Source organism: Streptomyces sp. CA-249302 (genome assembly GCF_050936785.1).
Taxonomy (GTDB): Bacteria; Actinomycetota; Actinomycetes; order Streptomycetales; family Streptomycetaceae; genus Streptomyces.
The window spans coordinates 9609668-9629366 of sequence record NZ_JBNJMG010000001.1 but is presented as its reverse complement, the minus strand read 5'-3'; the positions used below and the strand labels follow the sequence as shown (position 1 = coordinate 9629366).

Below are 19699 nucleotides of genomic sequence, written 5' to 3'. Positions count from 1 at the left end.
GGCTAGATTCTCGCGGCGAGTTGGCGAACGACGGCGTCGAAGGCCGGGTCCGCGTAGTAGGCGCTGTGGCCGAGCATGGGGGTGGCGGGGGCGTTGTCGGACGCTACGACGGTGCGGGGGTCCCGGAGTTGGTATTCGGGACCCAGCTTGCGCCACCAGCAGCCTTGCGGTGGGCTGTCGGGGTCGGACTCGACCTGCACTTCGGTGATCGTCCGCCATTTGGTGACCGGCAGCACCGGGTCGACCGTCCCCGAGGCGGGATACGCGAGCACCGGCCCGCCGATGGGGTCGGTCCAGCGGTGCAGGTTGTACCAGCGTTCGGGCAGCTTGACCGCGTACAGGTCCGTGAGGGTGCCGTAGCCGATGTACGCCGGGAACAACCGGGAGTACGCCCACATCAGTTGGGAGCCGTAGGTGAGCAGGGCGAGCCGCTCGCGGGCTTTCTCGGTCGTGGCGAGGGCCGCCGCCGCGCAGATCAGGCTGCCCTGGCTGTGCCCGGACAGCACCACCTTGCCGCCGGCCGCGGTCCTGTCCTCCACCCGCTTGACCAGCCCGAGCACCGCGCGCCCTCCGTACGGCGGCGGCACGATCGGGTGGGTCCAGCGGGGCCAGAAGGCGAGCAGGTCCCAGATGATGCCCACGGAGCGGCGCCAGGCGGGGCTGCGGAAGGCCCGCATGCCGAGGAAGGCCAGGCCGGCGGCGAGGGCTGTCAGGGTCCAGGTGCCGAGTGCCTCGTCGGCGAAGGAGAAGACCGTGCGGGACGCGCGCCCGCCGTACAGGTGGTCGTCCAGCCACCCGGGGACGGGGTCCCGTCCGGGGAGCACCGCCACGACGCCTGCCACCCCCTGCGTGACGGCAGCGGCGCAGCCGACGGCACCGATGGCGCACAGCCAAGTCGGCAACCGGTACTTCAGGCGGGCGCGTTGCCACGCTTTGCGGATGAGGGTGACGGTGCGAGCTTCCGGCCGTGCGTCGTCCGGGTACTCCTGCACGATTCGCCCTGGGAACGACACCCCCTCGGGCCACCGGGGGCGCACCGCACGCCAGACGAGGGCGGCGGCCGCCATCGCGACGAGCGGCACGATGAACAGGCCCCACAGCAGGGTCGTCACGTGGAAGAGGTCGGGCAGGTCCAGGGACTGGTGGGTTTCCGTGAGCCGGTCGCGGTGGCCCAGCAGACGGGCCGTCTGCAGGATCAGGCCGGAGGTGAAGCCGGTGGCGAGCAGTACGGCGAAGCCGGTCAGGACGGTGCAGGTCATACCGCCCCACAGCCGCCGGTACGGCTCGGGTACCTCGGTGGGCTTGTACCCCCGTACCAGGATCAGGTTCGTCAGCCCGAGCGCCACCAACAGCACTGCCGCGTAGGCGTAGTACGCCTGGAAGGCCCAGTCGAAGCCGGTCAGCCATACCGGCAGCCCTCCCGTGCGCCGTACCACCCGGCCGCCCCAGAAGGCACCGGTGACCGCCGCGGCCACGAAGACCGCCCAGACGAGCCCGTACAGGATGTTGTAGAGCCGCGGGACGGCGTTGGGATCGTCAACGGCGTCCACCTTCTTCGCCCTTGGCGCGCGTCCGGCAGCAGTGACGACGAAACACCAGGCGGCGATGGCGGCCGCGACCCAGAACAGCGCCCACAGCAGGCACCAGGACCAGCCCATGGCGGCGTTCAGGCCGTACACGTAGTGCGTGGACAGGTGGGCGATCAGCATCGCGACCACGGCGAGGGAGGCGGTCAGGTGCAGGCGGCGCAGCAGCGCGGTGCGCGGCTTGGGTGCCCAGAAGTCCTTGCGCCCGAGGTCGCGGCCCGGTTCGGCGGTCGGCTTCAGGTCTCCGGGACGGGCGGGCGGCGGGTACAGGTAGACCTTGGAGCTGATCCTGTCGAGCACCAGGACCACGATCGCGGGCACCGCCGTCGCGACCAGCAGCCTCAGATGCCAGCCCACGCGCGCGTCGGTCAGGAAAAGCAACTTCTTCGCGCAGTTGGTGTCCCCGCCGCACTGCCAAGCCGCCTGGTCCACCGCCACGAAGGTCACGGCGGTGACCAGCAACAGGGTCATGCCCAGGGCGAGCAGCCGCAGCAGCGCCTCGGCCACCCCGAGGGCATGCTTCTGCCCCTTCTTCCCGGCCGGCGCAGGCAGCGTGAACCCGGCCAGGTTGATCACCCCGAGCGGAGCCATCAGCAGCCATACGGCCTTGGAGACCGAGCCCGAGGTCATGGCGCCCCAGCGGAACGCCTCGCAGCGGACGTCCGACTCCGGCGGGGTCTCGGGGAGGCGGTAGAACCCCGCCAGGTCGTCGCCGTCGACCTGACGGACGTCACTGATCTCCAGCAGGCTCTCCACGGGCGTCCCGCTGACGCCGTGCACGCGGATCTCCACGGTCTCCGCGGATACAGCCGCGGCAGGAAGGGTTTCGGTCACGGCGACAGGGTTCCGCGGCGCGCGGCGCCGGTCCATCACGCAATCGGGCGAAATTCCAAGGCCGTTGGGCCGTCAGCGGTACAGCGCCGGCCTCTCGGCCAGCTCCACCTCCACCCGGCCGCCCTCCGTCAGCGCCCGCACCCCCGCCTCGCACACCGCCGCCACCGCGTAGCCGTCCCACACGCTGGGGCCGGTGACCTCGCCCCGGCGGGTGGCGTCGACCCAGGCCTGCACCTCGCGGTCGTAGGCGTCGGCGAAGCGTTCGACGAAGTCCTGGGCGATGGTGCCGCCCCAGCGGCCGGCCATGGTGGTGACCATGGCGTGACCGTCGCCGATGCGCGCGGTGCCGCGTTCGCAGACCACCTCGGCCTGGACCTGGTAGCCGAAGCCGCAGTTGACGAAGATCTCGACGTCGACGATCGCGCCGCCGTCGGTCTCGAAGACCACGAACTGGGGGTCCTGCATCCCGCCCGGCGCGTTCGTGGACGGTGTCGGGCACAGCACCGTGACGGCGGTGATCTCCTGGTCGAGCAGCCAGCGGGTCACGTCCATCTCGTGCACGACGGAGTCGTTGATGAGCATCCCGCTGTGCCAGCCCGGCGGGGAGGCGACGTTGCGATGCCGGTTGTGCAGCATCAGCGGTCGGCCCAACTGGCCTGTGTTCAGGAGGGACTTGAGTCTCATGTACTCGGCGTCGTAGCGCCGCATGAAGCCGACCTGCACCCGGCGCCGCCCCAGCCGCTGCTCGGCCTCCATGACGCGCAGGGCGGAGGCCGCGTCGGGGGTGAGCGGCTTCTCGCACAGCACGGGCAGACCGTGCTCGAACGCCGCCAGCAGGGCCGCCTCGTGAGCGGGCCCCGGGGAGGCGATCAGTACGGCGTCCACGTCGACCGCCGCCATCGCGGCGGCCGGGTCGGTGTAGGCGGTGCAGCCGTCGACGCGGGCCGCCACGGCCTTGGCGCGTTCCGCGTCGACGTCCACGACCGCGGTGACTCTGGCCCCGCTGATGACCTCCTGGATGCGGCGGACATGGTCGGCGCCCATCTTTCCGGTGCCGACGACGGCGACTTGCAGCGTTCCCGGCCGAGCCATGGTCGTCCCCCTCGGTTGGTCAGGCGCCGCAGGACCTCAGGAACTTGCGGGTGCGCTCCGCGATCGGCAGCGGCTTGTCGGGCTCGCAGGGGTACATGTCCTGCTCGACGATCGCGAACAGCTCCACGCCGAGCCCCTGCGCCGCCTCCAGGACCGGCCCCAACTCCGGTACACCGGACGGAGGTTCGCACATCACGCCCTGCGCCACCGCGGGGCCGAACGGCGTCCCCTTCGCCCGCACGTCGGCCAGGATCCCCGGATCGACCTGCTTGAGGTGCAGATAGCCGATCCGCTCGCCGTACGTCTCGATCAGCTTGACGCTGTCGCCGCCGCAGTAGGCGTAGTGGCCGGTGTCCAGGCAGAGGTTGACCAGCTCGGTGTCGGTCGAGTCGAGGAAGCGCTCGACGTGGTCCTCGGTGTCGATGTGCGTGTCCGCGTGCGGGTGCACCACGAGTTCGAGGCCGTACGCCTCCTTCACCTCGTGCCCGAGCCGTTCCATGCCCTTGGTGAGGTGGGCCCACTGCTCGCCGGTCAGCTCGGCCGGCTCCAGGATCTCGGCCGTCTTGTCGTCCCGCCAGAAGGACGGGATGACGACGAGGTGCCGGGCGCCCATGGCCTGGGTGAGCGCGGCCACCTGACTCACGTGCTCCCAGGTGGACTCCCAGACGGACGGGCCGCGGTGCATGCCGGTGAAGACCGTACCGGCCGAGACCTTGAGGTCGCGCTTGGCGATCTCGTCGGTGAGCCGGGCCGGGTCGGTCGGCAGATAGCCGTACGGACCCAGCTCGATCCACGAGTAGCCGGCCCCGGCGACCTCGTCCAGGAAGCGTTCCCAGGGCACCTGCCTGGGGTCGTCCGGGAACCAGACGCCCCAGGAGTCCGGGGCCGAGCCGACTCGGATTCGGTCGAGGGCGTTCGCCATGTCAAGAGGCCCCTTCCGAGGAAGCGACGGGTGCGGTGAGGTCCTTCTCCTCGGGGAGTTCCTCGGTGTCGACGCCGCGGACTTGGGCCAGCTCGTGTTTGAGGGCGGCGAGTTCGGCGCCGCCGGCCATGTGGTTGGTCAGCTCGTCGAGGCTGACCTCGCTGCGGGAGGCGGACAGTTCCAGGGTGCCCAGGCGCAGGACGCTGAAGTGGTCGCCGACCATGTAGGCGTGGTGCGGGTTGTGGGTGATGAAGATGACGCCGAGGCCGCGGTCGCGGGCGGCGGCGATGTACTTGAGCACGACCCCGGACTGCTTGACGCCGAGGGCGGCGGTGGGCTCGTCCAGGATGAGGACCCGGGCGCCGAAGTAGACGGCGCGGGCGATGGCCACGCACTGGCGCTGGCCGCCGGACAGTGTGCCGATGGGCTGTTCCAGGTCGTCGAGGACGATGCCCATCTCGCGCAGTTCGTGGTCGGCGGTCTTCTTCATCTTCTCGATGTCGAGGCGGCGCAGGGGCCAGGGGCCCTTGGTCATCTCGGAGCCGAGGAAGAAGTTGCGCCACACCGGCATCAGGGGGACGACCGCGAGGTCCTGATAGACCGTCGCGATCCCGCAGTCCAATGCCTCACGGGGGCTGGAGAAGCGCACCGGGGCGCCGTCGACGAGGAATTCGCCTTCTGTGTGCTGGTGCAGCCCGGAGATGATTTTGATGAGCGTGGACTTGCCGGCGCCGTTGTCGCCCAGCACGCAGGTGACCTGGCTGGGGTGGACCTGGAGGTTCACCCCGTGCAGGGCGCGGATGTTCCCGTACGCCTTGCCCGCGTTGCGCAGTTCGACGATCGGGCCGCCCTCGCCCTCGGGTTCGACGTCCTGGAGGATGGCTCCGTGAGTTCCGGATTCGTTCTTGGTCATCGGGTCACCTCCTGGTCGCCGACTGGCGGACCCACAGATTGATCAGGACGGCGCCGAGCAGCATGACGCCCAGGAAGGCCTTGAACCAGTCCGGGTTCCAGCCGGCGAACACGATGCCCTGGTTGACCATGCCGAACATGAACGCACCGAAGACCGGACCGATCGCCGAGCCATAACCACCGGTCAGCAGACAGCCGCCGATGACCGCCGCGGCGATGTAGATCAGCTCCTGGCCCACTCCTTCGCCGGACTGAACGGTGTTGAACGTGAACAGCTGGTGCATGCCCAGGAACCAGGCGCCCAGGCCGACGAGCATGAACAGGGAGATCTTCGTGAAGGTCACCGGCACACCGACGGCCCGCGCGGACTCCTTGTTGCCGCCCACCGCGAAGATCCAGTTGCCGTACTTCGTGCGCAGCAGCACCCAGGTGGCGATGGCCGCGAAGACCAGCCAGTAGAAGACCGTGATCTTCACCTGGACGCCACCGATGTCGAACGAGGACGCGAAGACCTTACGGGCCTGGTCGAAGCCGTCCATGTTGCTGATGTCGTCGGTGGCGACGTTGGTGGTGACCAGCTTGGTCACCGCGAGGTTGGCGCCCTGGAGGATCAGGAAGGTGCCCAGGGTGACCAGGAAGCTGGGCAGGCCGGTCTTGACGACCATCCAGCCGTTGAAGAAACCGACGGCCAGCGAGACCAGGAGGGCGGCGAACACGCCGACCCACACGTTCACGGTCAACTGGTAGGCGAGCATGCTCGCGGTCAGCGCCGAGGTGATCACCGCGACGCCGGAGGAGAGGTCGAACTCGCCGCCGATCATCAACAGCGCGACCGGGAGGGCCATGATGCCGATGGTCGACGACTGGTAGAGCACGGTGGCCATCGAGCTGCCGTCCCGCACCGGCGGGGCGGCGATCAGGAAGAACACGTACACCGCGGCGGCACCGAGGAAGACACCCACCTCGGGGCGGGCCAACAGCCGAAGGGCCAGGGGCCGTTCAGCAGTCCGCCCGTCGGTCTCCTTCGGGCCGGGGGCCGGCGGTGTGGTCACCGCCGGCTCGGCATGCTGGGTCATACGGATCACCGAGTGCCCTTCGCGGCGAACGCGGCCACCGTCTCGACGTTCGACTTGTCGACGAAGGCCGGACCGGTCAGCACGGGCTGCTCACCGCCGCCGCTGTAGTTGCCGTTGTTCTTGTAGAGCCACAGCGAGTCCACCGCGAGGTAGCCCTGGAGGTAGGGCTGCTGGTCCACCGCGAACTGGATGGTGCCCTTGCTGATGGCGCTGGTGAGGTCCTTGTTCAGGTCGAAGGTCGCGATCTTCGCCTTGCTGCCCGCGTCGGACACCGACTGCACGGCCGTGAGGGCGAACGGGGCGCCCAGCGTGGCGATGTAGTCGATCGAGGAGTCCTGCTTGAGCTTGGCGGTGATCGTCGACTTCACGGACGGCATGTCGGTGCCGTTGACGTTGAGCACCTCGGTCTTGCCGGAGAAGGTGCTCTTGAGGCCGTCGCAGCGCTGGGTGAGGCCGACGTTGCCCTGCTCCTGCACGACACAGACGGCGTGCTTGGCACCGAGGGAGTTCAGCTTCTTGCCGAACGCCTCGCCGGCCACCGTCTCGTCCTGGCCGAAGAACTCCATCAGGCCGAGCTTCTTCCAGTCGCTCAGACCGGAGTTGAGGCCCACGACCGGGATGTTGGCCGACTTCGCCTTGCCGATGACCGTCTTCATGGCGTCCGGCTTTGCGAGAGTGACGGCGATGCCGTCGACCTTCTGGTCGATCGCGTTCTGCACCAGGGTGGCCTGGTTGCCCGCGTTCGGGTCGGCGGAGTAGATCAGCTTGATGTTGTCCTTGGCGGCAGCGGCCTCGGCACCCTTGCGGACGATGTCCCAGAAGGTGTCGCCGGGCGACTGGTGGGTGACCAGCGCGACGGTCATCCGGGGCGTGCTGGCCTTGCCCGCGGAGGCGGCGGCGCCGCTCTCCTCGGACTTCTTGCCCCCGGAACTGCTGGAGCAGCCGGCGAGGGTCAGGGCAGCAACCGCAGCCACCGCGACGACGGGGGCGAGTCTGCGGGAGCGGGGCTTTGAAGAGCGGTCCATCTTTCCTGGCACCTCACTGTGCTTTGCGGGGGAAAGGGAGAAAGGGATCCGAAGATCCAGGGCCCGGGATCTTGGCATGTCCGGGTCGTCTGCCGCAAATGCGGCGGTTGCGCTGGGACGGGATCCAATCCCTTGGCGCGCTCGCTGTCAATACTTTGTTAAGACATCATTTCACAAGCAGGTCCGAATGTAAGTACAAACTATTGACATTGCCGGTCCCGAGGCCTACACCTGTGACATGCCCGAGCCAGCGCAGTCCCTCGACTTGATCACTATGGGCCGTATCGGAGTGGACATCTACCCTCTTCAGTCCGGCGTTCCTCTGGCGAAGGTGGAGACCTTCGGCAAGTTCCTCGGTGGTTCGGCGGCCAACGTCGCGGTCGCGGCGGCCCGGCTCGGCCGGTCCACCGCGGTGATCACCCGCACCGGCGACGACCCCTTCGGCGCCTATCTCCATCAGGCGCTCAAGGAGTTCGGCGTCGACGACCGCTGGGTCACGCCGGTCGCCTCCTACCCGACACCGGTGACCTTCTGCGAGATCTTCCCGCCGGACGACTTCCCTCTGTACTTCTACCGGCAGCCTAAGGCTCCTGACCTGGAGATTCACACCGAGGACCTGGACTACTTCGCCATTCGGGCGACCAGGGTCTTCTGGATCACCGGCACCGGCCTGAGCGAGGAGCCCAGCCGCTCCACCACGCTCGCCGCCCTGAAGGCGCGCGACAAGGCGGGTACGACGGTCTTCGACCTCGACTGGCGCCCGATGTTCTGGCGGGACCCGGAGGAGGCGCGCCCGTACTACGCGGAGGCCCTCCGGCACGCCACCGTCGCGGTCGGCAACCTCGACGAGTGCGAGGTCGCCACCGGCGTCCGCGAGCCGCAGGCCTGCGCCGAGGCGCTGCTGGAGGCGGGCGTGGAGCTGGCCGTCGTCAAGCAGGGCCCAAGGGTGTCCTGGCGGTGCACCGCGACGGCAGCAGCGCGGAGGTCCCGCCGGTGCCGGTCGAGGTGGCCAACGGACTGGGCGCGGGCGACGCCTTCGGCGGCGCGCTGGTGCACGGGCTGCTTTCGGGCTGGGATTTGGCCGAAACCATGCGGTACGCCAATGCGGCCGGCGCCCTCGTCGCCTCCCGTCTCGCCTGCTCCTCCGCGATGCCCACCACGGCCGAGGTCGACGGCCTCCTCGCGCGCGCCACCCCCTGAAACGGAGCCTCGACTTGTCCCTCAGCATCTCCGACCTCGTCTCGGTCCGGGCCCGGCACCCGGAGGCCGTGGCCGAGGCGGCCGCCCGGCGCTCGCGTCGTCCGCTCGTCGGCGGCTCCGGCCGGCTGATGATCGTGGCCGCCGACCACCCGGCCCGCGGCGCGCTCGGCGTCGGCGGCCGCGGCCTCGCCATGGCCAACAGGGCCGACCTGCTGGAACGTCTCTGCATCGCGCTGTCGCGGCCCGGCGTGGACGGGGTGCTGGCCACCGCCGACATCCTGGAGGACCTCCTCCTGCTCGGCGTGCTGGAGGACAAGGTCGTCATGGGGTCCATGAACCGCGGGGGCCTGGCGGGCGCGCGCTTCGAGATGGACGACCGCTTCACCGGCCACCGCGCCCAGGACATCGCCCGCCTCCGCTTCGACGCGGGCAAGCTGTTGCTCCGTATCGACTACGACGACCCGGGCTCGTTGACCACCCTGGAGTCCACGGCACGAGCGATCGACGACATGGCGGCGCACCGTCTCCCGCTGTTCGTCGAGCCCTTCCTCTCCCGTCGGATCGACGGGAAGGTCAGGAACGACCTGTCCGCGGAGGCCGTCACCAAGTCCATCGCCATCGCCTCCGGGCTCGGCGGCACCTCCGCCCACACCTGGCTGAAGCTGCCGGTCACCGAGGACCCGGACGACATGGCCGAGGTCATGGAGACGTCCACGCTGCCCGCCGTGCTCCTGGGCGGGGAGGTCGGGGGCTCCGCAGAGGAGCAAGCCGGAGCGTACGAGCGCTGGCGCAAGGCGCTGCGGCTGCCCACCGTCATGGGCATGGTCGTCGGCAGGTCGCTGCTCTACCCGGCGGAGGGCAGTGTGGAGACGGCGGTCGACACGGCCGTCGGGCTGCTGTGACGCGCCTGTCATGACACGGACGAGGAGTGCTATATGACATACCACCTTCCCGCCGGCAAGGCCCTCGGCGGCCCCTACGTCGTCGACGTCACCCCGGAGAAGGCCGGCTGGGGCTACTCCAGCCTGCGCGTGCTGGAGCTGCCGCCCGGCGGCACGCACACCTTCGACACCGGCGAGAGCGAGTGGATCGTGCTGCCGCTGAGCGGCGGCTGCACGGTGTCGGCCGCCGACGACTTCGGCCACGACACCTTCGAACTCGCCGGCCGCGAGGGCGTGTTCAGCGGCGTCAGCGACTTCGCGTACGTACCGCGTGATGCCCGTACGACCGTCACGTCCGACGGCGGCGGACGGTTCGCGCTCACCGGCGCCCGCTGCGCCCGCCGGCTGCCCGCCCGTTACGGACCGGCCTCCTCGGTCCCGGTCGAGCTGCGCGGCACCGGCAACTCCTCCCGGCAGGTCAACAACTTCGGCGCGGCGGGCGTGTTCGAGTGCGACAAGCTCATCGCGGTGGAGGTGATCACGCCCGGCGGCAACTGGTCGTCCTTCCCGCCGCACAAGCACGACGAGCACCGGCCCGGCGAGGAGTCGGTCCTCGAAGAGGTCTACTACTTCGAGTTCGCCGACCACGACGGCACCCCGGGCCTCGGCTACCAGCGCGTGTCGCCCTCCGGTCACGGCCGCAACACCGACGTACTGGCCGAAGTACGCGGCGGAGACGTCGTGTTGATCCCCGACGGCTGGCACGGGCCCTCGATGGCGGTGCCGGGCCATCACATGTACTACCTGAACGTCATGGCGGGCCCCGAGCCCGAGCGCGCCTGGCTGATCTGCGACCACCCGGACCACGCCTGGGTCCGCGGCACCTGGCCGGACCAGCCGGTCGACCCCCGACTCCCCCTCTACACGGCCCCGGAGAAGTCCTGATGAGCACGACCCCACCCGCCGCCTGACCGTCGCCCAGGCCCTGGTGCGCTTTCTGTCCGTCCAGTACACCGAGCGCGACGGGGTCCGCAGGCGGCTGATCGCCGGCACCTGGGGCATCTTCGGCCATGGCAACGTCGCCGGACTCGGCCAGGCCCTCCTGGAGGCGGGCGAGGACGCGATGCCGTTCCACCAGGGCCGCAACGAGCAGGCCATGGTGCACGCGGCCGTCGGCTACGCCCGCCAGCTGGACCGGCTCTCCGCGCAGGCGGTCACCACCTCCATCGGGCCGGGCGCGACGAACCTCGTCACGGGTGCCGCCCTCGCCACCATCAACCGCCTGCCCGTGCTGCTCCTCCCCGGCGACTACTTCGCGACCCGCGTCGCCGATCCGCTGCTCCAGCAGCTGGAGCACCCGGTCGAGGCGGACCTGTCGGTGAACGACACCCTGCGCCCGGTGTCGCGGTACTTCGACCGCGTCACCCGCCCCGAGGCCCTGATCCCCTCGGCCCTGAACGCCATGCGCGTTCTCGCCGACCCCGCCGAGACCGGCGCCGTCACCCTGGCCCTCCCCCAGGACGTGCAGGCCGAGGCCTACGACTGGCCGGAGGAGTTCTTCGCCGAGCGGGTGTGGCATGTACGGCGTCCCGCTCCCGACCCCTACGAGCTGGCGGAAGCGGTGGCGGCGATCCGGGCCGCCGAGCGCCCGCTGATCGTGGCGGGCGGCGGCATCCACCACAGCCGGGCCGAGGAGGCGCTGAAGGCCCTGGTAGAAGCCACCGGCATCCCGGTCGCCTCGACCCAGGCGGGCAAGGGCTCGCTCCGCCACGACCACCCCGCCGACCTCGGCGGCATCGGGCACACCGGCACGGCGGTCTGCGACGACATCGCGCGTACGGCGGATCTGATCATCGGCGTCGGCACCCGGTACACGGACTTCACCACGGCCTCCAACACGCTCTTCCAGCAGCCGGACGTCCGGTTCGTCAACCTCAACATCGCGGCCTTCGACGCCCACAAGCTGGCGGCGCGGACGGTGGTCTGCGACGCGCGTGCGGGGCTCACGGCCTTGGCGGAGGGATTGGCCGGTCACCGTGTGAGCTCGGTCTACGAGGCCGAGTACCGCGAGGGCAAGCAGCGCTGGGAGCAGGTCGTCGACGCCGCCTACACGGCCGCCGACGAGAACGCCGTCCCCACCCAGACCCAGGTGCTCGGTGCCCTGGACGCGGTCGTCGGCGACGACGACGTGGTGATCAACGCGGCCGGCTCGCTCCCCGGCGACCTGCACAAGCTGTGGCGGGCCCGCAGCCCCCGCCAGTACCACCTGGAGTACGGCTACTCCTGCATGGGCTACGAGATCCCGGCCGGCATCGGCGTCCAGCAGGCCGCCCCCGACACCCCCGTCTGGTCCCTGGTCGGCGACGGCACCTACCTGATGATGCCGACCGAGATCGTCACGGCCGTCCAGGAGGGCCTCCCGGTCAACCTGGTCCTCATCCAGAACCACGGCTACGCCTCCATCGGCGGCCTCTCCGAGTCGGTCGGCGGCGAGCGCTTCGGCACCGCGTACCGCTACCGGGCCGCCGACGGCACCTTCTCCGGCGCCCCGCTCCCCGTCGACCTGGCCGCCAACGCGGCCAGCCTCGGCATGGACGTGCTGCGCGCCAAGACGATCCGCGAACTGCGCGAGGCGCTCGCCGCGGCCCGCGCCTCCGACCGCCCGACCTGCGTGTACGTCGAGACCGACACCGCCGGCCCGGCCGCTCCCCCGGCCGAGGCCTGGTGGGACGTGCCGGTGGCCGCGACCGCCGCCCGCGAGGCCGCCGTACAGGCCCGTGAGGAGTACGACCGCCAGGTCGCCGGGCAGCGTCGCCACCTCTGAACCACCGCTCTGTGAAAGGCCCTTGCACCATGAAGACCATCACCCACTGGATCGGCGGCAAGCCCGTCGAGTCCGCCTCCGGCCGTTTTGGCGCGGTGTACGACCCGGCGACGGGCACGCAGGAGAAGCAGGTCGGCTTCGCGACCGTCGACGAGGTGGACGCCGCCGTCGCCTCCGCGAAGTCGGCCTTCGAGACCTGGGGTGTCTCCTCGCTGGCCAGGCGCACCGCGATCCTCTTCAAGTACCGCGAGCTCCTCGACGCCCACCGCGACGAGATCGCCGAGCTGATCACGGCCGAGCACGGCAAGGTGCACAGCGATGCGCTGGGCGAGGTCGCGCGGGGGATGGAGATCGTCGAGCTGGCGTGCGGGATCAGCGTGCAGCTGAAGGGTGAGCTGTCGACGCAGGTGTCGACCCGGGTCGACGTCGCCTCGATCCGGCAGCCGCTCGGCGTGGTCGCGGGCATCACGCCCTTCAACTTCCCGGCCATGGTGCCGATGTGGATGTTCCCGCTGGCCATCGCGTGCGGCAACACCTTCGTGCTGAAGCCGTCCGAGAAGGACCCGTCGGCCTCCTTCCGGCTGGCCGAACTGGCCGCCGAAGCGGGCCTGCCCGACGGTGTGTTGAACATCGTGCAGGGCGACAAGACCGCCGTGGACCGCCTGTTGGAGCACCCGGACATCGAGGCGGTCTCCTTCGTCGGCTCAACGCCGATCGCAAAGTACATCCAGCTCAAGGCAGTTGAGCACGGCAAGCGGGTCCAGGCGCTCGGCGGCGCCAAGAACCACATGCTCGTACTCCCGGACGCGGATCTGGACTTCGCGGCCGACCAGGCGATCAACGCGGCCTACGGTTCGGCGGGCGAGCGCTGCATGGCCGTGTCGGTGGTCGTGGCGGTCGGCGACACCGGCGACGAACTGGTGGCGAAGATCGCCGAGCGCGCGAAGAACCTGCGGATCGGCCCCGGCAACGACCCGGCGTCCGAGATGGGCCCGCTGATCACCCGCGAGCACCGCGACAAGGTGGCCTCGTACGTCACTTCGGCGGCCGCCCAGGGCGCCGAGGTCGTGGTGGACGGCACCGGCTGCACGGTGGACGGCCACGAAGACGGTTTCTTCCTCGGCGTCTCCCTCCTCGACAAGGTACCGCTGACGGCGGACGCGTACCGGGACGAGATCTTCGGTCCCGTGCTGGCTGTGGTCCGTGCGGAGTCGTACGACGAGGCCATCAAGCTGATCAACGACTCCCGTTGGGGCAACGGCACCGCGATCTTCACCCGTGACGGCGGCGCGGCCCGCCGCTTCCAGCTGGAGGTCAAGGCGGGCATGGTCGGCGTCAACGTGCCGATCCCGGTACCGGTCGGCTACCACTCCTTCGGCGGCTGGAAGGACTCCCTCTTCGGGGACCTGCATGTCTACGGCAACGACGGCGTCGCCTTCTACACCCAGGGGAAGGTGATCACCACGCGCTGGCCGGACCCGGCCGACGCGGGCATCAACCTCGGTTTCCCCAGCCACTCCTGACGTCACGTCAGCTCTCATCGGAGGGAGGTACGTCCATGGCGAAGACCCGCACGACCCGTGCCGCGAACGCCCCCGCGCTCGACTCCCTGGACTTCGCCCTGGACCGGGGCAGTCCGGTACCGCTGTACTACCAGCTCGCCCAGCAGCTGGAGGCGGCGATCGAGCACGGGGCGCTCGCCCCGGGAAACCTCCTGGGCAACGAGATCGACCTGTCGACGCGCCTGGGCCTGTCCAGGCCCACGGTCCGCCAGGCGATCCAGTCCCTGGTCGACAAGGGGCTGCTGGTGCGCCGCCGGGGCGTGGGCACCCAGGTGGTCCACAGCCAGGTCAAACGCCCCCTGGAACTCTCCAGCCTCTACGACGACCTGGAGGCGGCCGGCCAGGGCCCGACCACGCAGGTGGTGCGCAACGAGCGCGAGCAGGCGTCCCCCGACGTCGCCGCCGCGCTCGGCATCGCCGAGGGCAGCGAGGTGATCGCCCTGGAACGCCTGCGCCTCACCCACGCCCAGCCGGTGGCCCTGCTCTCCAACTACCTCCCGGCGAACCTCCTCGACCTCGACTCGGCCCGCCTGGAGTCGACCGGCCTGTACCGGATGATGCGCACGGCCGGAATCACCCTGCACAGCGCCCGCCAGACCATCGGCGCCCGCTCCGCCACCGCCGAGGAGGCGGCCCGCCTGGACGAACAGGCGGGCGCCGCGCTGCTGACCATGCAGCGCACGGCGTACGACGACACGGGGCGCCCGGTCGAGTACGGCACCCACATCTACCGGGCGTCCCGGTACGCCTTCGACTTCCAGCTGCTGGTCCGGCCCTGACCCGCGCCCCTCTCCCCCTCGGCTCCGGCTTGACTCAGGGGGGCAAGGGGCGCAGAGTCGTACATATACGTCGTAAACATACGGCGTCAAACCGCCAGGACCGGTGAGGCACCGTGGATCATGAGCGGCGAGCACGGGCGCGCCAGGGGGCGGGTTCCCCGTGGGCGCCGTCCACCGTCCTGGTCACCGGCGGCGCCGGCTTCATCGGCAGCCACGCCTGCGTGGAGCTCCTCGACCACGGTTACGAGGTGATCGTGGTCGACGACTACGCCAACAGCACGCCCCAGGTCTTCGCCCGGGTCGAGCGGATCGCGGGCCGTTTCGTCGGCGCCGTCTACGAGCTCGACATCCGGGACCGGCGTGCCCTGTCGGCCGTCTTCGACCGCCACCCGGTGGACGCGGTGATGCACTTCGCCGCGCTCAAGTACGTGAGCCGGTCGGTCGGAAGGCCCGTCGAGTACTACGACACCAACGTGGGCGGCACCACAGCCCTGCTCCGCACGATGCACGAGCACGGGGTGCACCGGCTCGTCTTCTCCTCCTCCGGCTCGGTCTACGGCGAGGCGGGCCCGGGGCTCCTCGACGAGACCACCCCGGCCCGGCCGACCAACCCGTACGCGGCCTCGAAGTGGATCTGCGAACAGATCCTGGCCGACGTGTGCCGCCGCTGCCCCGAGTACACGGTGCTGTGCCTGCGCTACTTCAACCCGGCCGGCGCGCACGCCAGCGGCCTGCTCGGCGAGGCCCCGCGGGGCGTGCCCGAGAACCTCATGCCGTACGTGGCACAGGTCGCCGGCGGCCGCAGGGAGCGGCTACGCGTCTTCGGCGGCGACTATCCGACCCCCGACGGCACCGCGATCCGCGACTACATCCACGTGATGGACACGGTGGAGGCGCACCGGGTCGCGCTCGACCACCTGGTCGACGCACCGGGCATGCGGGTGTTCAACCTCGGCCTGGGGCAGGGCAGTTCGGTCCTTGACGTGGTCGCCGTGTTCGCCGAGACGAGCGGCCGCCCGGTGCCGTACGAGATCGGACCACGCCGCCCTGGTGACGTAGCCGCGCTCGTCTCCGACCCGAGTGCGGTGACGCGGGCCTGGGGTTGGCGGCCGACGCGGGATCTCGCGGACATGTGCCGGGACGCCTGGCGCTTCCAGCAGCTCAACCCGCACGGGTACGCCGGTGCCGGGCGCCGCCCGAACTCGGAGCACCCAGAGTGAAGGCGGTCTCCACCAGGGCGAGGTGGCTGAACGCCTGTGGTGCGTTGCCCAGTTGACGCCCGGCGTCCGGATCCCACTGCTGGGCGAGCAGTCCGACGTCGTTGCGGACGCCCAGCACCCGCTCGAAGACCTCCCGGGCCTCGTCGAGCCGACCGGTGGCGGCCAGCGCGTCTGCGTACCAGAGGGAGCAGGAGACGAACACGCCCTCCGAGCCCGACTCCCCTCCCCGTCCGGCGCGTACCGCCTCAGGAACCCCCCGTGCCGCAGCCGACGCATCGCACTGACCGTGCCACGCACCCGCTCGTCCCGGGCCGGCAGGAAGCCGAGCCGCGGCATGAGCAGCGCGGAGGCGTCGAGGGCGCAGGAGCCGTACGACTGGACGAAGGACCGCTGGCGGGCGTCCCAGCCCTCCCGGCACACCTGGCGGTGCACCTCGTCCCGCATGGCCCGCCACTCGCCCGTGGAGCCGTTACGGCCGAGCAGCCGCCCCATCTCCAGCGCGCGGTCGGCGGCCACCCAGGCCATGACCTTGGAGTGGACGAACTGCCGTCCCGGCCCTCGCACTTGCCACAGACCCTGGTCCGGCTCCCGCCAGTGCCGCAGCAGATGGCCCATCATCGCCTCGACGAGGTCCCACACATGGGCGGGCATGGGAATCCCGGCGCGCAGCGACAGACAGAAGGCGTCGAGGACTTCGCCGTAGACGTCCAACTGGAACTGTTTCACGGCGGAGTTGCCGAACCGCACGGGCCGGGAGCCCTCGTAGCCGGACAGCCACGGGGCCTCGGTCTCCGGCAGCAGCCGCTGCCCGCCGACGCCGTAGACGGCCTGAAGATCGGCGGGGTCGCCGGCGATGGCCCGCACCAGCCAGTCCAGCCAGGCGGTCGCCTCGTCGCGGTAGCCGCTGCGCAGTAGACAGGACAGGGTGAGCGTGGAGTCGCGCAGCCAGCAGTAACGGTGGTCCCAGTTGCGCTCCCCGCCGATGCGCTCGGGCAGCGAGGTGGTGGGCGCGGCGACGATGCCGCCGGTGGGCGCGTAGGTGAGGGCCTTGAGCGTGATGAGCGACCGCATCACGGCGTCCCGCCATGGCCCTTCGTACCGACATTGCCCGGCCCACCGCCGCCAGAGGTCGACGGTCTCCTTGAGCAGCGTCTCGGCCGGGACGCCGAGCGGCGTGGGCGGGTCGGGCAGATGGGAGGGCGACCAGACGAGGGTGAAGGCGAGGCGGCGTCCGGCGGCCACGGTGAACTCATGGACCGTGTCCTCCGCGCCCCCCAGCCCCTCCACGGGCCCGTCGACCCCCAGCCAGACGGCGTCCGGGCCGGCGACCGCCACCGCGCACCGGTCGACGGCCCGGATCCAGGGCACGACCCGGCCCTGGTGGAAGCGCAGCCGCAGCTCGCTGCGCATCCGCACCTCCCCCGAGAGCCCTTCGACGACCCGCACGAGGCACGGCAGTCCGCCGCGGGGCGGCATGAAGTCCACGACCTTCACGACCCCGGACGCCGTCTCCCAGCGCGACTCCAGCACCAAGGTGTCCGGCCGGTACGCCCGCCGCGCACAGGACCGCCCACGCTCGACGGGCGCGACCCTCCAGAACCCGTTCTCCCCCGTCCCCAACAGCCCGGCCAGACACGCGGGCGAGTCGAACCGCGGCAGACACAGCCAGTCGACGGATCCGTCGCGACCGACCATGGCGGCGGTTTCGAGATCGCCGAGAAGGGCGTAGTCCTCGATGGGCGCACTCATGACCGGAGGACCCCCCTCACGGGGCCGGGCGGGCCCAGCGCCGACGGGGGCGGCAGCTCCACCGTCGGCGCCGGTTGCGGGGACATCCGGTTCCGCATCACCCATCACCACTGGTCGGGGAGAAAAGGTATGTTTACGTCGTATACGTACATCATCGACCCCCGAGGTATCGGGGTCAAGTCCTTGGCAGCCGTGCCGAACGGGTGGGACGGGACGGCAAACGGTGGGGCGCCGACGAAGGGGATGATTTATGCCGTATACGTACATGGCGGCAATGCATAAAGTCATGGGGAACGGCACCCGCACGGGCTGATCGACTGGAGGCGGCACATGGCCAAGGAGCGGACCCAGGCGCCCCGGAAGAACACAGAGGCCGGCCCCGCCCGCCGGGCCGGGGACCGCGGGCGCTACGGCCGGCTGAGCCGGGAACGCGTGCTGGCCAGCGCCCTGCAGCTGGTGGACCGGGAAGGGCTCTCGGCGCTGAGCATGCGCCGACTGGGGGCCGAACTCGAAGTCGAGGCGATGGCGCTGTATCGATACGCGGCCAGCAAGGAATCCCTTCTGGACGGCCTGGTGGAAGCGCTGTATCTCGAACTCGAAGAGCGTCTGCCGACCACCGCCGGACCTGCCACCGAAGGCCCCGAATGGCGGGCCACGCTCCACCGGAACGCCCTGGCGACCTACGAGGTCTGCGTCGCCCATCCCCATGCGGTGCCGCTGCTCTCGACACGCATGCTGGCGGTCCCGCTGGCCAGGCGACCGCTCGCCGTCCTCAAGGACCACGAGAGGGTGATCGCCGCACTCCAGGAAGCCCGGCTGGACGGGACCCGGACCTCCGCCGCGTTCCGCGCCTACACCGCATGGCTGCTGGGCTACATCTCCGTGGAGCTGCAGCCCATGGTGGACAACCCCGAGGAACCCGATCCGGCATTCCGCCTGGGCCTGCACCGCATGCCACCCCAGGTCCTGCCCGGACTCCGAGAGAGCGCACCGGCCCTTGCCGTCCCGGGCGGACCGGAGCGGCTGGCCGCCGGGCTGGATGCCCTGCTCGACCGTTTCACCCGGGCCGAGTGAGCCTCACTGCCGCCGGACCGCGCGCGGGACGCGGCCGAAGTCGCGCTCAGCGATGCGCCGTTCGCTACATATGACCGAATTATTCCCGGCTGTGTCGGACATCACGCTATGAGGCCCAGCCGGTCAACTCCGCGCTGAAACAAGAAATTCCGGGCCGCCGGCACGCTTCGCCATGGAACAGGCTCTTGCGGATCGAATTCGCCTCGCGCAGAGTCCAGGGTCATTCAGTCCGCCATTACCCCGTACACAAGCGTGGCTCAACTGCCGAGTGTGGGGCGAAAGGTCACGCCGTACATGCCAAAACACATGCCTGCAATTCCGCGACACCGTCGCACCCGCACCAGGACCAAAAGGGTCGGTGCCCTTGTTCTCGCCGCTGCCGCCCTCGCCGGTGGTGCCGTAACCCAGGCCGACAGCGCGGAAGCCTCGACGCCGAACGTCGTCGTCGATTCCCTGTCCCTTTCGGCGACACCGAACGGGCAACTCAGAGCGACCGCGAAGGTCCACGCCTCGAGAACGATCAGAGTGCAGGCGCTGACCGTGGAAGCGCGATCTTCCGGCGGCGGCGCCTACGACTTTCCCGGATCCACCGCAACCGTCCTGGGAACTCAACCCACCAGCTACACCTCAGGAAGTCGCGCATTCCCCGCGGGCACCTACAGGTATTTCGTCGCCTACAAGCTGTACAACCGCTGGCACAGCCTTTCCCCGGTGAAGTCCTTCACCTCCGGCGAGGGCTCCACGCCTACGCCTACGCCTACGCCTACGCCTACGCCTACAGCAACGACCACACCATCAGCGCCGACGCCGACGCCCACTCCCGCAGACTCGCCCTCCGCGTCCCCGACAGCCGCCGACGCGCCGGTCGGAATTCCCGGGTCGTGGCACGCGGTGTTCAGCGACGAATTCAGTGGCACCGGCCTTGACGGCTCCAAGTGGAACTCGAACTGGTTCGGATGCTCC

At 70.2% G+C, this 19699-nt stretch carries 13 protein-coding genes and 2 pseudogenes; 8 read left to right on the top strand and 7 right to left on the bottom strand.

The genetic code is table 11. The features are described 5' to 3' along the window. Positions 1-2 precede the first annotated feature (2 nt). The 6 genes from ACQEWB_RS43405 to ACQEWB_RS43380 all read right to left on the bottom strand — a co-directional run bounded on the left by ACQEWB_RS43405 (position 3) and on the right by ACQEWB_RS43380 (position 7447). Positions 3-2420 carry a hypothetical protein gene (locus ACQEWB_RS43405; protein ID WP_432841284.1) on the bottom strand — a complete coding sequence of 806 codons (2418 nt, stop codon included), beginning with the start codon at positions 2418-2420 and terminating at the stop codon, positions 3-5. 72 nt (positions 2421-2492) lie between these two features. Further along, positions 2493-3512 (bottom strand): Gfo/Idh/MocA family protein, encoded by a 1020-nt coding sequence (locus ACQEWB_RS43400; RefSeq protein WP_432841282.1) that lies wholly within the window; start codon positions 3510-3512, stop codon positions 2493-2495. 19 nt (positions 3513-3531) lie between these two features. Then, entirely contained in the window at positions 3532-4434 is a 903-nt protein-coding gene (locus tag ACQEWB_RS43395; protein WP_432841280.1) for a sugar phosphate isomerase/epimerase family protein, read from the bottom strand. Between the two features lies 1 nt (position 4435). Further along, on the bottom strand, positions 4436-5347 hold the full coding sequence (locus ACQEWB_RS43390; RefSeq protein WP_432841278.1) for an ATP-binding cassette domain-containing protein: 912 nt from the start codon (positions 5345-5347) through the stop codon (positions 4436-4438). A gap of 4 nt (positions 5348-5351) precedes the next feature. Beyond that, positions 5352-6428, bottom strand: a complete 1077-nt coding sequence (locus tag ACQEWB_RS43385; RefSeq protein WP_432844321.1) for an ABC transporter permease — start codon at positions 6426-6428, stop codon at positions 5352-5354. After that, on the bottom strand, positions 6428-7447 hold the full coding sequence (locus tag ACQEWB_RS43380) for a sugar ABC transporter substrate-binding protein (protein WP_432841276.1): 1020 nt from the start codon (positions 7445-7447) through the stop codon (positions 6428-6430). The genes ACQEWB_RS43385 and ACQEWB_RS43380 overlap by 1 nt, the downstream gene beginning before the upstream one ends. A gap of 238 nt (positions 7448-7685) precedes the next feature. Here ACQEWB_RS43380 and iolC point away from each other — a divergent pair. From iolC to galE, 7 genes and pseudogenes are all read left to right on the top strand, one after another. After that, positions 7686-8647: pseudogene (iolC, locus tag ACQEWB_RS43375) on the top strand (5-dehydro-2-deoxygluconokinase). A 14-nt stretch (positions 8648-8661) separates the two neighbouring features. Next, positions 8662-9549, top strand: coding sequence for a Cgl0159 family (beta/alpha)8-fold protein (locus tag ACQEWB_RS43370; RefSeq protein WP_432841274.1), 888 nt, complete (start codon positions 8662-8664; stop codon positions 9547-9549). Between the two features lie 33 nt (positions 9550-9582). Next, positions 9583-10473: a 5-deoxy-glucuronate isomerase gene (gene iolB, locus ACQEWB_RS43365; RefSeq protein WP_432841272.1), complete on the top strand. Its 891-nt coding sequence runs from the start codon at positions 9583-9585 to the stop codon at positions 10471-10473. 43 nt (positions 10474-10516) lie between these two features. Beyond that, complete coding sequence (gene iolD / locus ACQEWB_RS43360; protein ID WP_432841270.1) at positions 10517-12352, top strand: 3D-(3,5/4)-trihydroxycyclohexane-1,2-dione acylhydrolase (decyclizing); 1836 nt, start codon at positions 10517-10519, stop codon at positions 12350-12352. 29 nt (positions 12353-12381) lie between these two features. Further along, positions 12382-13875 (top strand): CoA-acylating methylmalonate-semialdehyde dehydrogenase, encoded by a 1494-nt coding sequence (locus tag ACQEWB_RS43355; RefSeq protein WP_432841268.1) that lies wholly within the window; start codon positions 12382-12384, stop codon positions 13873-13875. Positions 13876-13910: 35 nt separating this feature from the next. Then, the gene (locus ACQEWB_RS43350; protein WP_432841266.1) at positions 13911-14693 is read left to right on the top strand and encodes a GntR family transcriptional regulator; all 783 of its coding nucleotides are present in this window, start codon (positions 13911-13913) and stop codon (positions 14691-14693) included. A gap of 179 nt (positions 14694-14872) precedes the next feature. Further along, positions 14873-15913 carry a UDP-glucose 4-epimerase GalE gene (gene galE, locus ACQEWB_RS43345; protein ID WP_432844319.1) on the top strand — a complete coding sequence of 347 codons (1041 nt, stop codon included), beginning with the start codon at positions 14873-14875 and terminating at the stop codon, positions 15911-15913. On the opposite strand, the pseudogene ACQEWB_RS43340 reads toward galE, so the two are convergent. After that, positions 15855-17662: pseudogene (locus ACQEWB_RS43340) on the bottom strand (glycoside hydrolase family 15 protein). The gene galE and the pseudogene ACQEWB_RS43340 sit on opposite strands and share 59 nt — an antisense overlap. 330 nt (positions 17663-17992) lie before the next feature. Between ACQEWB_RS43340 and ACQEWB_RS43335 the strand changes: the two are divergent. Next, on the top strand, positions 17993-18736 hold the full coding sequence (locus ACQEWB_RS43335) for a TetR/AcrR family transcriptional regulator (RefSeq protein WP_432841264.1): 744 nt from the start codon (positions 17993-17995) through the stop codon (positions 18734-18736). Positions 18737-19699 lie beyond the last annotated feature (963 nt).

Coding starts and splice junctions, on each gene's coding strand:
- ACQEWB_RS43400 (WP_432841282.1), bottom strand. CDS start 3,512: ATGGCTCGGCCGGGAACGCTGCAAGTCGCCGTCGTCGGCACCGGAAAG.
- ACQEWB_RS43395 (WP_432841280.1), bottom strand. CDS start 4,434: ATGGCGAACGCCCTCGACCGAATCCGAGTCGGCTCGGCCCCGGACTCC.
- ACQEWB_RS43390 (WP_432841278.1), bottom strand. CDS start 5,347: ATGACCAAGAACGAATCCGGAACTCACGGAGCCATCCTCCAGGACGTC.
- ACQEWB_RS43380 (WP_432841276.1), bottom strand. CDS start 7,447: ATGGACCGCTCTTCAAAGCCCCGCTCCCGCAGACTCGCCCCCGTCGTC.
- iolB (WP_432841272.1), top strand. CDS start 9,583: ATGACATACCACCTTCCCGCCGGCAAGGCCCTCGGCGGCCCCTACGTC.
- ACQEWB_RS43355 (WP_432841268.1), top strand. CDS start 12,382: ATGAAGACCATCACCCACTGGATCGGCGGCAAGCCCGTCGAGTCCGCC.
- ACQEWB_RS43350 (WP_432841266.1), top strand. CDS start 13,911: ATGGCGAAGACCCGCACGACCCGTGCCGCGAACGCCCCCGCGCTCGAC.
- ACQEWB_RS43335 (WP_432841264.1), top strand. CDS start 17,993: ATGGCCAAGGAGCGGACCCAGGCGCCCCGGAAGAACACAGAGGCCGGC.